Source organism: Aquirufa rosea (genome assembly GCF_004118285.1).
Lineage (GTDB): Bacteria > Bacteroidota > Bacteroidia > Cytophagales > Spirosomataceae > Aquirufa > Aquirufa rosea.
Genome location: NZ_SDHY01000003.1, coordinates 46,512 through 59,252 on the forward strand (window position 1 = coordinate 46,512; position 12,741 = coordinate 59,252).

Here is a 12,741-nt window from a genome sequence, read left to right on the forward strand (position 1 = left end):
CTTAACGATTCTAAAGCCCCATTTTTATGTCTGATTTCCGCCCTATTTCCCTGGAAGTTTGTAGTTATTCCCTTTATTCTTGCCTTGCCGCTGATCAAGCGGGGGCAGACCGAGTAGAGCTTTGTGCCTCTCCTTGGGAAGGAGGTACTAGTCCTTCGGCAGGGGTAGTATCAGAAGCATTAACGCTCACTTCTTTGGGAATTCATGTGATGGTTAGAGCCAGGGGAGGAGATTTTTGTTATGATGCATGGGAGAAAAAAACTATGCTGGCCGAGGTTAACCAATACCTTTCCATGGGGGTACATGGAATAGTCGTAGGCGCATTAAATCCGAAAGGAGATTTGGATATTGATTTTTTAAAAGAAGTTACTTATATCGTGGGAGATTCTGCCGAACTGACTTGCCATCGGGCCATTGATGTTTCCAGGCAGCCATTGGAAGTGATGGAGGCTTTGATTGAATTGGGTTTTACTCGTATTTTGACCTCTGGACAAAAAAATAAGGCGATAGAAGGAATAGATGCTATAGCCAACATGGTGGAGGCGGCACAAGGAAGAATTCAAATTATGGCGGGAAGTGGTGTCAATCCACAAAACTGCCTTCAATTGCTGGATGCCGGAGTAGACGCACTTCATTTAAGCGCGCGAACTACGCGTGAATCAGATATGGTTTACCGCAGACCAGGGATATCCATGGGAGGAGTAGCAGAAATTTCTGAATTTGAAGTGGCTTATGCCAGCCCAGAAATCATTCGAGCTGTGGTGTCGAAAATTAAAAACTATTAGTCTTCGTACAAAGGAGTTTCGATCCACTCATCTTGTGGTATTCTACTCAAATCATACAAAGGAATTTGATTTCTTTGGTAGGTAGGAATGGAGAAATCATTTTCATCTGGACCACCCTTCTTGAAATGATCCACCATTTTTTGGAATCGTACTTCATCACTTTCCGTATTGGATGAACTATTCGCACCAAATTCGTCAAATTCTACCGTAGCTCCTGAAGTTAATGATGCTGGTTTGTTTGCTGTTCCATAATGCCTGGTGTCGCTTAATAAGAAATCATCCAAGGCATTTTGTTCATGCTCAAATCCTGCAGCAATTACCGTCAAATACAAATCCTCACCCAAGTCGTCATCGGTTGAAAAACCAAATTTGACCATATCAGCCTGATCGTTGATTCTTTCATTTAGATATTCAATGATGGTATTTTGCTCACTCATCACCAAAGCATGATCCGTGCTGGTGGAAACAGTTACCAAAATCCGTTTGGCGCCTTTGATTTCTTGTGAGTTCAATAGAGGTGATTCTAATGCTTCAGCAATGGCTTGAAATGCTCGGTCTTCTCCTTTCCCTAAAGCTGAACTCATCATGGCTTGACCCGCATTTTTTAGGACTTTTTTCACGTCCATGAAGTCTGTGTTGATATCACCTGGCTTGGCAATTACATCCACCACACTTTTTACTGCTTTAGCTAAGACGTCATCGGCCTTGGCAAATGCATCCTTAACTGCCAATTTCTCATAAATTTGAGCCAATTTATCATTCATCACGACTAAAACTGTATCGCAATAATTCTTCAATTCTTGAATACCCGTAAGGGCATATTGGATTTTTTCTCTTCCCTCCCAGGCATAAGGTGCAGTTACCACCGCAACGGTTAATAATCCTCTTTTGCGAGCAATTTCAGCCACTACTGGAGCTGCGCCAGTTCCTGTTCCTCCTCCCATACCAGCGGTAATGAATAGCATTTCAGTGCCCTCCGTCAGAACTGAATTTATTTTTTCTAAACTTTCCAAAGCCGCAGTCTTACCTACCTCTGGATCAGTTCCAGCACCTAGCCCTTGCTCACCTAATTTGATTTTTGTCTTCACAGGATTAGAGGCCAATGCCTGTGAATCTGTATTACAAATAATCAAATCCGCTCCTTTAATTTTCATATTATCCATGTGGCGTACCGCATTGGACCCTCCGCCACCGATTCCAATAACCTTGATGATGGATTTAAATGAAGATTCAGGAACAATTTCCATTTTATGATCGAAAAAGGAAGGGTTCGGGTTATTCATAAGTTTAATCTGCTTTTTGGGAATAATTTAATTAATTCAATAATGCTGGAGAGTCTATTCTTTTCCCCAGCGCCAGTCATTACCGAGTTCTAAATCTCTTCGTAAATTTTGCTTAATGAAGAAATCTCGGGTCGAGTAAAAATCAAGTTTTTTAGCTGGAATGACAGGTGCGTTGGCCATTCCATATAAGAGCATAGCTGTATACTTAACAGTATTTTCTAATTCTTTTTTATTGACTAAGTCAAATGAATCGCAGTTGGCATGATAGCAATCTAACACTTTACGTTCTAATCTTCCCATAGGGGCACTGGCTGGAATGCCTTCTAACAAGAAGGATTGGTGGTCCGAATGTAACCCAGCCGCATTGCTGATTTCATTGGCAAATGAAGGGTCTATGGATTTGATTTTATTACCTATTTCTTTTAAAACAGCGACCAATTCATCTCGGCCACCGGCATTAAAACCGTAGACATTGTTTGTCATGTCTAAGTTGATCATGTACACGATGTCATTGATTTCTCCTGTCTTCTTCGCTCTCTCGATATAAGCTCTAGAACCAAGTAGACCTTGTTCTTCTCCCATGAATGCCACAAATTCAATAGTTCTTTTACTCTTTAACCCTAGTGCCTTGAATGTTCGAGCAATATCAATAACCGAAAAGGATCCAATCCCATTGTCAATAGCTCCTGTAGCTAAGTCCCAGGAATCTAAATGTCCCCCGATGATGATTTTTTCACGGCGATATTTTTTGTTATCCCCTTTCAAAGTAGCCACCACATTACGTGCTTTGATAGGCTTACTAACATTATGCATTTCTATTAAACCGAGAAGGCCCGGTTGTTCTACCAACCATTTTCTAATTTCCAATCCACTTTCCCAAGTGATACAAACAGCAGGAATAGAGATTAAATTTCCTGTAACAGAGGCTGTTCCAGTTAATAATACCTGTCCTTTAACGGTATTGATAAAAATAACTCCGATGGCTCCGTATTGAATAGCCAATGCTGTTTTTTCTGAACGATGAAGGTTTTTTTCTCCAGGTTTGCCATCCACCAAACCAATATTCATTAGTGCAACTTTGCCCTTGATTTGTTCTTTTTTCGCCTCAAAATCTGCATCCAAACCATTTCCCATGTCGACGATGGTTCCGGTGATATTAGCCTCTACCGGAGTCATAGCTAATGAAACCACAGGCACTTCTCTGAAATCATCGGATTTGGGTGGGGCCACTGATAAAGTTACCGTATCTCTAGCCCATGCCTCTACTTGAAAGCCTTGATATTTGGTATCTCGGAAACCATATTTTTTGAATAGATTGAATGCGAACTCCTCGGCTCTTTTTCCTTTTTCACTACCCGTTAAACGATGACCAAGACTTTGGCATGCTGTTCCTAAGGAAGAATAGGCTAAGGAATTTTGTTCTACCTCATCTTTGATTCGCTTAAAGGCCGATTCTATACTTTCTTCTCCCCCTATACTAGGGCTAAAGCCAAATGAGCCAAGTATTAAAATACACAAAATGAGGGACAATATACTTTTCTTCATAGATTAGCTTTGGTAGGATGAAGGCTTACGATTCAGAAAATTACTTTTTTTTTCGCCAAATAACAATTCAGATCTTTAGGAATTTATTGAAATGAAAAATTAAGGAAGTAGGCAGTCTTGGCTACCTGGTTTTTTTAAAAGCTTACACCAAAATTCTTTTTCCTTTTCAGGTATGACCTTGCCTCCATAGAAATTTTTTACACGAGTAGCAGCCTGATCCAAGGAATTGTTATCCAAATCAATTAATACCTCCAAATAAATAAACCTCGAGGCAATTTGTTGAGGTTTTATACCAATATTCTGCAATCCTTTTTTCAGGCTTTCAAGTCTCTCTTGGCTATATTTACGGGCTCTGCTGCTATACAAGCTGGTCATAATGGTATTTTCTGCCGTTTGTCTCACATCTAAGCTGTCATATTTTTTTTCATAGTTCTTGATATGGGATATAAAATATTTAAACAGGGGATTATCGTCATCCATCATTACTTTTTGCATGAGAAGAAAGCTAGTTTCTCCTTCATATTCTTCCGGCTTGATTAATTCTACTAAATCATTGACCAAGGCCACATTCTTTAAAGTATCCAAACTCAGACGAGTAAAAAATGCGGCTGAAATCATATTCTCTTTGTTTCGCTCCCCTTGCGCATACCTTGTAAGTAATTGTGCTTGATTACTTGATGGATTTTTGGCTCTGTCTAATAGCTGAATGATACCTTGCACAGAATTGCTATTTTCTCCCACTGGTTCTATGTTCCACACTTTCCCTTGTGGAGAAAATACAATGAAGGAGGGGGTGGAAGGGATAAATATCTTTTTTGAGCGTAAAAACAAAATGTTCTCTCTTTTGCTTAAATCCAACTGATAAGCATGAAAGTTTTGATCCAAGTAGGCTTTGACACTAGGGTTACTCAAGGTTTTGTCGTAGGCAATACAATGGGCACAAGTAGGGAGAAAAGCCTCAAAAAAAATGGGCTTATTTTCTTTCTCAGCCTTTTTGAAAATCTCATCAAAGGCTATAATTGGTCTGAATGATTTATTATGGTCAATTTTCTGGGCGGATAGGTTTTGACCTAGGCAGAAGAAACAAATAATGATAAAAAGAGATAGGCGCATATAATTATTTTTTTCAAAAATACATTATCCAGCCCAATTTTCTCTATCTAAATTTCGGTAGGCAATAGCTTCAGCAATATGGGTCGCTTGAATTTCTTCTTCCCCAGCTAAGTCGGCAATTGTTCTTGCCACTTTTCTTATTTTATCAAAAGCTCTCGCTGATAGTTGCAGTTTATTCATGGCTATAGACAAAAGCTGTTGTGATGCCCCATCCAAGTTGCAAAAAGTATTTACTTGAGTACTGCTCATCATGGCATTGGAATGAATTTTGGGGAATGGGATAAATCGTTCTTGCTGGATTTTTCTGGCTTTTAGTACTCTACTTCTGAGCTGCTCACTGGTTTCTGAGCTATGTTTGGCTTGCATCTTATCGAAAGGTACAGGGACGATTTCAATATGCATGTCTATTCTGTCCAACAAGGGGCCAGATATTCGATTTAGGTACCTTTGGACTTGCCCTGGCCCACATACGCAGTCCTTGGAAGGGTGATTGTAATAACCACATGGACAAGGATTCATGCTCGCTACCAGCATAAAATTTGCGGGAAATTCCAGAGACCATTTGGCCCTAGAAATATGTACTTTTCTGTCTTCCAAAGGTTGGCGCATGACTTCAAGCGCATTTCTGTTAAACTCAGGTAGTTCATCTAAAAATAAAACACCGTGATGGGCCAGAGATATTTCTCCAGGTTGAGGGAAGGAGCCTCCACCTACCAGCGCAGCATTGGAGATGGTATGGTGGGGGCTTCGGAAGGGTCTGTGTGTTAAAAGCGCATGTTTGCCCATCAGTTTACCTGCTACGGAATGGATTTTAGTAACTTCCAATGCTTCCGCTAATGAAAAGGGGGGCAATATCGTGGGCAGTCTTTTGGCCAACATGGTTTTGCCAGCCCCAGGTGGACCTATCATAATGAGGTTATGGCCTCCTGCTGCTGCGATTTCAAAGGCCCTTTTGACATTTTCCTGCCCCTGAACCTGAGAGAAATCTACCTCAAATTCCTCATGAGATTGGTTGAATAAGGAAGGTATATCCACCTGAAGAGGTTCTATTGCCAATTTTCCCCGGATGAATTGTATGGTTTCCCTCAAGTGAGACAGTCCATATACTTCCAACCCATCGACAATGGCGGCTTCCAATGCATTTTCCTTGGGTAAAATAAGTTTCTTAATCCCTCTATTTTGCGCTTCCACAGCGATAGGCAAGGCGCCTTTGATGGGGCGAATTGTTCCATCCAAGGCAAGCTCACCCATAATGGCAAAGTGGTCAAGGCCTTTTAGCTCTACTTGTTCCGAGGCTTCTAAGATGGATAGCGCAATAGGCAAATCGTAGGCTGACCCCTCTTTTCGAATGTCTGCAGGTGCTAAATTAACAATGACTTTTCTTCTCGGGAAAAAGAATCCGTTGTTTTTAAGGGCAGATTCTACCCTTTGTATGGACTCTTTGATAGTGGAGTCGGGTAAACCTACTAAGTAACATTTGCTTCCTTGCCCTACATGGGTTTCAATCGTAATGAGATTGGCGGATACTCCAAATACGGCACATCCAAAAGTTTTTGCTAACATGGTTTTTGTTAGCAAATTAGTTCAAATACCTTCTCGACTTAATCAGTTAATTGAACATTGTCTTTATTTACCAATAGCTTGATTTTTTTGCCAAAGACTAATGGGAAATTTTGGGCAATGTGCCCAGAAGGAAATTCGAAAGCAATGGGGTATTTTGTACCTGCAGTATGCTCAAGAATGATTTCATTGATACTTTTTCCCACCGTTAGGCTTGCTTCTTTACAGTCGCTAAAACTTCCGACTATCAAACCCGCTAATCCATTCAGTAAGCCGGCACGTTTTAATTGTAGGACCATTCGGTCTACATGATATAAGTTCTCTCCCACATCTTCTAAAATTAAAATACGCCCTTTGAAGCTGGGAAGGCTAGCACTACCAATAAGGTGCACAATTAAAGATAAATTCCCTCCAATGATTTCTGCCTCCGCTTGACCTGGTCTATTTTCTGCTTCCGCTGGTAATTCGATGTCCGTTTTTCCCTCAAAGAGTAAGCATCTTAATTTCTCAAGAGCTTCATCTCCGCCCACTTGACAGAAATTATGGGGCATGGGACCGTGGATACTTGCGATACCTAATTGGGTTACGTGATTCAATATGGCTGTGATGTCTGAAAATCCGATTATCCATTTTGGGTTGGCAACAAATCTTTCAAAATTCAATTGATCCAAAATCCTGCTTGAGCCATATCCGCCGCGAATAGGGAAGATGGCTTTTATGTTGGGATCGTCTAATGCCAGTTGAAAATCGCTGCTTCTCTCCACATCGCTTCCACCAAATCCGAAATAATGAGATAAGGCATGGGGTGCCATTCGTACTTGTAGGTCCCAAGACTCCAATATTTCAACGCCTTGTTTCCATTGATCGCTCTTTGGGTGGGAGGCTGGAGATACCAAAATCACTTCATCGCCAGGACGTAATAAAGGAGGAGTTTTCATGTGCTGTAGAATGGTAGACAAATATGAATGATTTTTCGCTTTAACCCAAGGTTTAATTTTCGTATTATTGCAAAAAATATTAGCCTTTTTGACTATTCTTAGGACAAATAAATGCCTGGACTTGGTTCATCCCTGTTATAATCCGCATGTAGGTTGGGCACAGGAATTATGTAGTCATTACACACTTTTTATGTCCAAAATTCCAAAGGATGTAGTGGTACATGTGTACGTGGTAGATGATGGGAGTAAGTACGGAGTAAATCCTAAGGATATTCAGTTTTTAGAACAATCTATTCCCCATTTTACATTTATACCCTTAAGTCAGAATTTAGGTAAAGGTGGAGCCCTGCGGCAAGCAATCCAACAGACCCAAGGAGATTGGGTCATTTACACGGACGCGGATTATCCTTATCGCATGGAAAATGCCTGGGAAATGTTCCAAATCTTGACATCAGGTAAATCGGATGTTGTGGTAGGTGTTCGAGATGAGCAATATTATGACCAATTGCCTTTACGTAGGAAAATATTTTCATTGTCACTCAAATTGATGAATTACTTATTTTTTCCAAGTTTAAAAGTAAAAGATACTCAATCAGGTCTAAAAGGTTTCAATGCCAAGGGGAAGGAATTATTTCTGAAAACCAAAATTTCTGCCTTTCTATTTGATATGGAATTTTTGGTTTTGGTATCCAAGGAGAAGGATATCAAGTTGGACTGGATTTATGTGCAGGTAAGGGATGGAATTCAATTTTCCACCATGCGTACCCAGACAATTCTCATCGAGTTATTTAATTTTGCTTCTATTTTACTCCGGGGTATTTTGACCAAATGAAGCCAGCTCCTGCCATTTTATTGACCATTGACGTAGAGGAATGTGATATTCCAATAGAATATGGGTATGCCATGGAATTGGAGGAACAATTGGAGCAGTCAAGAAAAGGCTTGAAGGAGTTTATGTCGGTGGTCACTCAGGCGGAGGTCCCCTGTACTGTATTTTGTACTGGGGTTTATGCCCAACATAATTCGGATTGGATAAAGAAATTGGAGCAACAGCATGAATTAGCCTCTCATGGATTTTATCATAGTCAATTTCAGGTAGCAGATTTATTATCATCCCGACAATTGCTGGAAGATTTAAGTGGTAGAAAAGTAACAGGATTTAGAATGGCTAGGATGCAGCATATAGATGAAAAGGAAATTCTAAAAGCAGGTTATCAATATCACTCGTCATTGAATCCCACTTGGATTCCAGGTAGATACAATCATTTGAGCGCATCCAAGCTGCCTTTCTTTGAACAGGGATTGTGGAATATTCCCGCCTCTGTGACTCCCAATTTTCGGATACCCTTGTTTTGGTTGGCCTTTAAAAATTTCCCATTGTTCGTATTTAAACAGCTTTGTCGTGAAACCTTAAAAAAGAACGGATTTCTTAATTTGTATTTTCATCCTTGGGAGTTCTCGGACTTATCAAAATACCCTTTACCTGCCCATGCGAGTCGAGGGTCCAAGGGGGAGCTAATAAAGAAATTGAAATCTTTAATTCAGTATTTTCAAGAGGAGAATCTAGGGGAATTTATGACGATGCAAGATTTTGTAAAGCAATTAGAAAATGGAAAATAAGCCCGCATTCTATGCTCGATTTGAATTCTTACTGGGACTTTGGTTACTGGTGGGGTTATTCACGGGCATTAAGCAATACAATCTAGGAGAATTATACTCTCACATCAACAATTTTATCATTTTTAAATCAAGTTATGGGCATTTTTTGCAACGAATGCCCTTGTATTTGGAGTATCCCAAAGAATATTTTGATTTGTATTTATACGGGCCCATTTTCGCCATTTTAATGGCGCCATTTTCGTGGCTACCCACTAGTTTGAGTGTGAGCTTGTGGAATGTCATGAATGCTCTGGTCTTATTTTTAGCAGTGTGGAATTTACCCTTAGATCAAAAAAAGCGAGTAGCCATCCTTTGGTTGATCTTGAATTCAACTGTGACTGCATTACTTAATACTCAGTTTCATCCACTTTGTATAGCACTTATTATATGGAGTTATATCTGTATTCAGCGAGGTAGGGATATATGGGGAGCCTTATGGATTGTGCTGGGTATTTGTATCAAATTATACGGCGTGGTAGGCTTGGCTTTTTTCTTTTTTTCAAAAAAGCCCTTGCGCTTGGCAGCTTATTTAATATGCTGGATGCTACTCGTATTAATGATTCCACTGTTATTGGGTGGTTGGGAGTATGGAATGTCGACCTATCTCGGTTGGAGGGAAGTGTTGTCACACAAGAATGAACTTAATGTGGATATTCGCAATCTACGTACAGATGTCTGCGTGATGGGGATGATTCGTCGGTGGACGGGCGATGGATCCTTATCTAATTTATGGTTTTTGATTCCTTCCATGTTGATCAATTTGCTCGTGTATTTTCAAATGCAGAAGTGGAAGGACGAACATTTCCAATTAAGAATATTGGCATTTGTTAGCATCTATTTAATGTTGGCAAGTACAGGTACGGAATCTCCAACGCTAATTATGGCTTTCCCCGGAGTTGGAATATGGTTCGTATTAAGTAAGCAAAGTAAGATGGATTGGGTATTGCTGGTGCTTACACTGCTCATTTCGAGTTTTTCCCCAACTGATTTGTTCCCGAAATGGATTAGGAATGAATGGGTTAACCCATTGGGATTGATGATATTGCCCTTGCTGTTGGTATGGCTAGCCCTAGCTAAGGATTTATTATTCGCCAAACCTAAAGAAACACCACATCTTTAATTAGATCTGTTTTAGCGTGTTGATTGATGAGGTCAATCATTTTTTGTTTTGCCATCATGAGCTCTTTTTTGAGAGGAGCGGAATTAAGTTGTAAAAATAGCTTTTGTTGGTGTACATACACTTTCTGCGTTCTGGCGGCAATGGGCTTACCCATAATTTGCTCCCAGTGTGCACTCACGAAAGTTTCCTCGTATTTTCCTTGAATTCGATAAACCTTCAACATGGTTTCGATCACCTCTTTTAAAGAATGACTTGATTCTTTTCGGGTAGAGGCTTTAATTCGTTTTGGATAATAGGGGGAATCCATGTGATAAAAGGTTGTTTTGGAGTTTAAAGTTAAAATTTTTGAGGTGGACTTTCGGTGATTTAAGGGTTTAAATTAATTTTTTTTCATTTTTTTTTCATTTTTTAATTCTCGAAAAAGTACCTAATAATACGACATATTTACTTTAAAATATCAAGATAGTACAATAGCATGCTTTTGGATATGAAAAAAATGAGAACTTTTTAGATAAACCCGTGTAAAAATTAATTAAGATTTGCATTACTTTTGCCTTTACTGAAAAAGACAGCGGACGCTTAGAAAACCTATGAAAACTGTTACGTTGTATTTTCGCGAGTTTTATTTTTAAATAATTCTTTAACCCCAAATTACCAAACTAATGAGTACACAACAACCAAAGCCAGCTGCTAAGCCAGCTGCACCCCAAAAAAAATCTGGTGGAATTCCAGCAGGATTAATTCTTGTCATCCTATTTGTCATTGCATTATTGATTTTCCAATTCATTATGGGTGATGGCTCTCACTTCGAAGGTGGAACCAATGAAGGACACCCAATTCCAGGCGATTACTTTGGTATCGTGTACAAAGGTGGTGTGATTGTACCCGTGTTAATGACTTGTTTCTTGACAGCTTTAACATTCTCAATTGAGCGTTTAGTAACTATTGGTAAAGCTAAGGGAACTGGTGATGTAAATGCATTTGTTCGTGGTATCCAAGCTGCTTTAGACAAAGATGATGTTGATGCTGCATTGAAAGCTTGCGAAAAGCAAAAAGGTTCAGTAGGAAACGTTACCCTTTCTGCTGTTAAAAAGTATAAGCAATTAACTACTGATGGTTCTTTAGATAAAGAGCAGAAGTTATCTGCCTTAAGCAAAGAGGTAGAAGAAGCTACTTCATTGGAATTGCCAATGTTGGAGAAAAACTTAACTATCATTGCAACATTAGCGTCTGTATCAACATTATTGGGTCTATTAGGAACGGTAGTTGGTATGATCAAGGCGTTCTCCGCATTAGGTAACTCAGGTGGATCAACTGATGCTACTGCTTTAGCAAACGGTATCTCTGAGGCCCTTGTAAATACAGCATTGGGTATTGGTACATCAGCTATCTGTATCATTGCATATAACTTCTTCACATCTAAAATTGATGAGTTGACTTATAGCATTGATGAGATTGGTTTGAGCGTAAACCAAAACTATGCTACGCATCACAATTAATATTTGAACCATTGCGAAGTGTGATAGACATTTCGATGTATTAATTTTTCACCGTTCAAAATAAAATTGTTATGCCAAAAGTTAAAGCCAAACGACAAAGTGTTTCACTCGATATGACAGCGATGTGTGACGTGGCTTTCCTTCTGCTAACGTTCTTCATGTTAACCGCGAAGTTCCGTCCAGAAGAGGCAGTTACGATTACACCACCGTCTTCCATTTCAGAGAAAGCTCTGAATGCGAAAGATGGTATGTTAACCATCAGTGTTTCCAATGAGGGAGGGGTCTATTTGGCAACTGATGATCAAATGGCTAGGGAATTTATGTTAGAGCGCATGGCGAATCGCTATGGAGTAGCTTTAACAGCCGAAATGAAGAAGAACTACATGGGTTCTGAAATCGTTGGTTACCCAGCTGGTGCGATGCGTCAGGTGTTGAATATGAAGCCTTCAGAAGCTAAGGACAAAGGATTTATTAAAGGTATACCTATCGATTCATCTAACAATGAATTGTCTTATTGGGTAGGATATGCCAAATTGTCCAATCCTGAGTTGAAGGTTGCTATCAAAGGAGATCAAAATTCTAGCTACAAAGTATTTGCTGATATCATCGGTACTTTGCAGGCTCAGAACATTAACATCTTCCAGTTGATTACAGCTCCTGAGAATAAACCAAAATAATTTACATTCTAATTCGAAAAAGAAATGGCAGAAATAGATAGCTCCGGTGGGGGTAAGAAAGGCGGGAAGAAGCGAAGTAAAAAGATGTCGACCAAAATCGACATGACACCTATGGTGGACTTAGGCTTCCTTCTTATTACTTTCTTTATGTTGACGACTACGTTGGCAAAGCCCGTTACCATGCAATTAAACATGCCTGATAAAACGGATACAAAAGAGACATCACCTGTTAAATTATCTGAAACACTAACCGTGTGTCCAGATGAGAAAAAGGTGTATTACTATCAAGGTATCCCAACTGAAGCAGGCACCAAGTTAGAGGTGACCGATTATTCTGATACAGGAATCCGTAAGGTTATTGCGGATTTAAAGGCTAAGGTTGGTAACAACTTTACTCTGGTAATCAAGCCAACAAAAAATGCCAAGTACCGTAACATGGTAGATATGTTGGATGAGTGTGCAATTACCAATAACAAGCGTTACGCCTTGTTGGAGATTGACCCAGACACAGAAGCCCTAATCAAACGTTCAGGAAAATAATTTGGTCAAAGGCCTTTTAAAT

The 12,741-nt window shown here is 39.7% G+C and carries 13 protein-coding genes; 7 read left to right on the top strand and 6 right to left on the bottom strand.

The genetic code is table 11. The features are described 5' to 3' along the window. Positions 1 to 26 precede the first annotated feature (26 nt). Positions 27 to 785: a copper homeostasis protein CutC gene (locus ESB04_RS05395; RefSeq protein ID WP_129026708.1), complete on the top strand. Its 759-nt coding sequence runs from the start codon at positions 27 to 29 to the stop codon at positions 783 to 785. Here ESB04_RS05395 and ftsZ read toward each other — a convergent pair. The 5 genes from ftsZ to ESB04_RS05420 all read right to left on the bottom strand — a co-directional run bounded on the left by ftsZ (position 782) and on the right by ESB04_RS05420 (position 7,224). Beyond that, on the bottom strand, positions 782 to 2,068 hold the full coding sequence (ftsZ, locus tag ESB04_RS05400) for a cell division protein FtsZ (RefSeq protein ID WP_129026709.1): 1,287 nt from the start codon (positions 2,066 to 2,068) through the stop codon (positions 782 to 784). The genes ESB04_RS05395 and ftsZ overlap by 4 nt on opposite strands. Positions 2,069 to 2,122: 54 nt before the next feature. Continuing rightward, positions 2,123 to 3,613, bottom strand: a complete 1,491-nt coding sequence (locus ESB04_RS05405; RefSeq protein WP_129026710.1) for a M20/M25/M40 family metallo-hydrolase — start codon at positions 3,611 to 3,613, stop codon at positions 2,123 to 2,125. A gap of 99 nt (positions 3,614 to 3,712) precedes the next feature. Continuing rightward, on the bottom strand, positions 3,713 to 4,726 hold the full coding sequence (locus ESB04_RS05410) for a thioredoxin domain-containing protein (RefSeq protein WP_129026711.1): 1,014 nt from the start codon (positions 4,724 to 4,726) through the stop codon (positions 3,713 to 3,715). Positions 4,727 to 4,750: 24 nt separating this feature from the next. After that, positions 4,751 to 6,289 carry a YifB family Mg chelatase-like AAA ATPase gene (locus ESB04_RS05415; RefSeq protein WP_129026712.1) on the bottom strand — a complete coding sequence of 513 codons (1,539 nt, stop codon included), beginning with the start codon at positions 6,287 to 6,289 and terminating at the stop codon, positions 4,751 to 4,753. 38 nt (positions 6,290 to 6,327) lie between these two features. Further along, positions 6,328 to 7,224, bottom strand: coding sequence for a S66 peptidase family protein (locus tag ESB04_RS05420; protein WP_129026713.1), 897 nt, complete (start codon positions 7,222 to 7,224; stop codon positions 6,328 to 6,330). Positions 7,225 to 7,414: 190 nt separating this feature from the next. On the opposite strand from ESB04_RS05420, the gene ESB04_RS05425 reads away from it, so the two are divergent. The 3 genes from ESB04_RS05425 to ESB04_RS05435 are packed head-to-tail and all read left to right on the top strand — an operon-like array spanning position 7,415 to position 10,003. Next, positions 7,415 to 8,056: a glycosyltransferase gene (locus ESB04_RS05425; RefSeq protein WP_129026714.1), complete on the top strand. Its 642-nt coding sequence runs from the start codon at positions 7,415 to 7,417 to the stop codon at positions 8,054 to 8,056. Beyond that, entirely contained in the window at positions 8,053 to 8,844 is a 792-nt protein-coding gene (locus ESB04_RS05430; RefSeq protein ID WP_129026715.1) for a polysaccharide deacetylase family protein, read from the top strand. The genes ESB04_RS05425 and ESB04_RS05430 overlap by 4 nt, the downstream gene beginning before the upstream one ends. After that, entirely contained in the window at positions 8,834 to 10,003 is a 1,170-nt protein-coding gene (locus tag ESB04_RS05435; protein ID WP_129026716.1) for a glycosyltransferase family 87 protein, read from the top strand. The genes ESB04_RS05430 and ESB04_RS05435 overlap by 11 nt, the downstream gene beginning before the upstream one ends. Here the strand turns inward: ESB04_RS05435 and ESB04_RS05440 are convergent. Then, entirely contained in the window at positions 9,981 to 10,310 is a 330-nt protein-coding gene (locus tag ESB04_RS05440) for a DUF721 domain-containing protein (protein ID WP_129026717.1), read from the bottom strand. The genes ESB04_RS05435 and ESB04_RS05440 overlap by 23 nt on opposite strands. A gap of 355 nt (positions 10,311 to 10,665) precedes the next feature. On the opposite strand from ESB04_RS05440, the gene ESB04_RS05445 reads away from it, so the two are divergent. From ESB04_RS05445 to ESB04_RS05455, 3 genes are all read left to right on the top strand, one after another. Continuing rightward, positions 10,666 to 11,502: a MotA/TolQ/ExbB proton channel family protein gene (locus ESB04_RS05445; protein ID WP_129026718.1), complete on the top strand. Its 837-nt coding sequence runs from the start codon at positions 10,666 to 10,668 to the stop codon at positions 11,500 to 11,502. A gap of 71 nt (positions 11,503 to 11,573) precedes the next feature. Further along, complete coding sequence (locus ESB04_RS05450; RefSeq protein WP_129026719.1) at positions 11,574 to 12,179, top strand: ExbD/TolR family protein; 606 nt, start codon at positions 11,574 to 11,576, stop codon at positions 12,177 to 12,179. A gap of 24 nt (positions 12,180 to 12,203) precedes the next feature. Next, positions 12,204 to 12,719 carry an ExbD/TolR family protein gene (locus ESB04_RS05455; RefSeq protein ID WP_129026720.1) on the top strand — a complete coding sequence of 172 codons (516 nt, stop codon included), beginning with the start codon at positions 12,204 to 12,206 and terminating at the stop codon, positions 12,717 to 12,719. The last annotated feature ends 22 nt before the right edge of the window (positions 12,720 to 12,741 follow it).

Excerpts from the sequence above, each read along its gene's own strand:
- ESB04_RS05450 (WP_129026719.1), top strand. The coding sequence starts at position 11,574 with ATGCCAAAAGTTAAAGCCAAACGACAAAGTGTTTCACTCGATATGACA.
- ESB04_RS05445 (WP_129026718.1), top strand. The coding sequence starts at position 10,666 with ATGAGTACACAACAACCAAAGCCAGCTGCTAAGCCAGCTGCACCCCAA.
- ESB04_RS05420 (WP_129026713.1), bottom strand. The coding sequence starts at position 7,224 with ATGAAAACTCCTCCTTTATTACGTCCTGGCGATGAAGTGATTTTGGTA.
- ESB04_RS05425 (WP_129026714.1), top strand. The coding sequence starts at position 7,415 with ATGTCCAAAATTCCAAAGGATGTAGTGGTACATGTGTACGTGGTAGAT.
- ftsZ (WP_129026709.1), bottom strand. The coding sequence starts at position 2,068 with ATGAATAACCCGAACCCTTCCTTTTTCGATCATAAAATGGAAATTGTT.
- ESB04_RS05435 (WP_129026716.1), top strand. The coding sequence starts at position 8,834 with ATGGAAAATAAGCCCGCATTCTATGCTCGATTTGAATTCTTACTGGGA.
- ESB04_RS05440 (WP_129026717.1), bottom strand. The coding sequence starts at position 10,310 with ATGGATTCCCCCTATTATCCAAAACGAATTAAAGCCTCTACCCGAAAA.
- ESB04_RS05455 (WP_129026720.1), top strand. The coding sequence starts at position 12,204 with ATGGCAGAAATAGATAGCTCCGGTGGGGGTAAGAAAGGCGGGAAGAAG.
- ESB04_RS05410 (WP_129026711.1), bottom strand. The coding sequence starts at position 4,726 with ATGCGCCTATCTCTTTTTATCATTATTTGTTTCTTCTGCCTAGGTCAA.
- ESB04_RS05405 (WP_129026710.1), bottom strand. The coding sequence starts at position 3,613 with ATGAAGAAAAGTATATTGTCCCTCATTTTGTGTATTTTAATACTTGGC.
- ESB04_RS05415 (WP_129026712.1), bottom strand. The coding sequence starts at position 6,289 with ATGTTAGCAAAAACTTTTGGATGTGCCGTATTTGGAGTATCCGCCAAT.
- ESB04_RS05430 (WP_129026715.1), top strand. The coding sequence starts at position 8,053 with ATGAAGCCAGCTCCTGCCATTTTATTGACCATTGACGTAGAGGAATGT.
- ESB04_RS05395 (WP_129026708.1), top strand. The coding sequence starts at position 27 with ATGTCTGATTTCCGCCCTATTTCCCTGGAAGTTTGTAGTTATTCCCTT.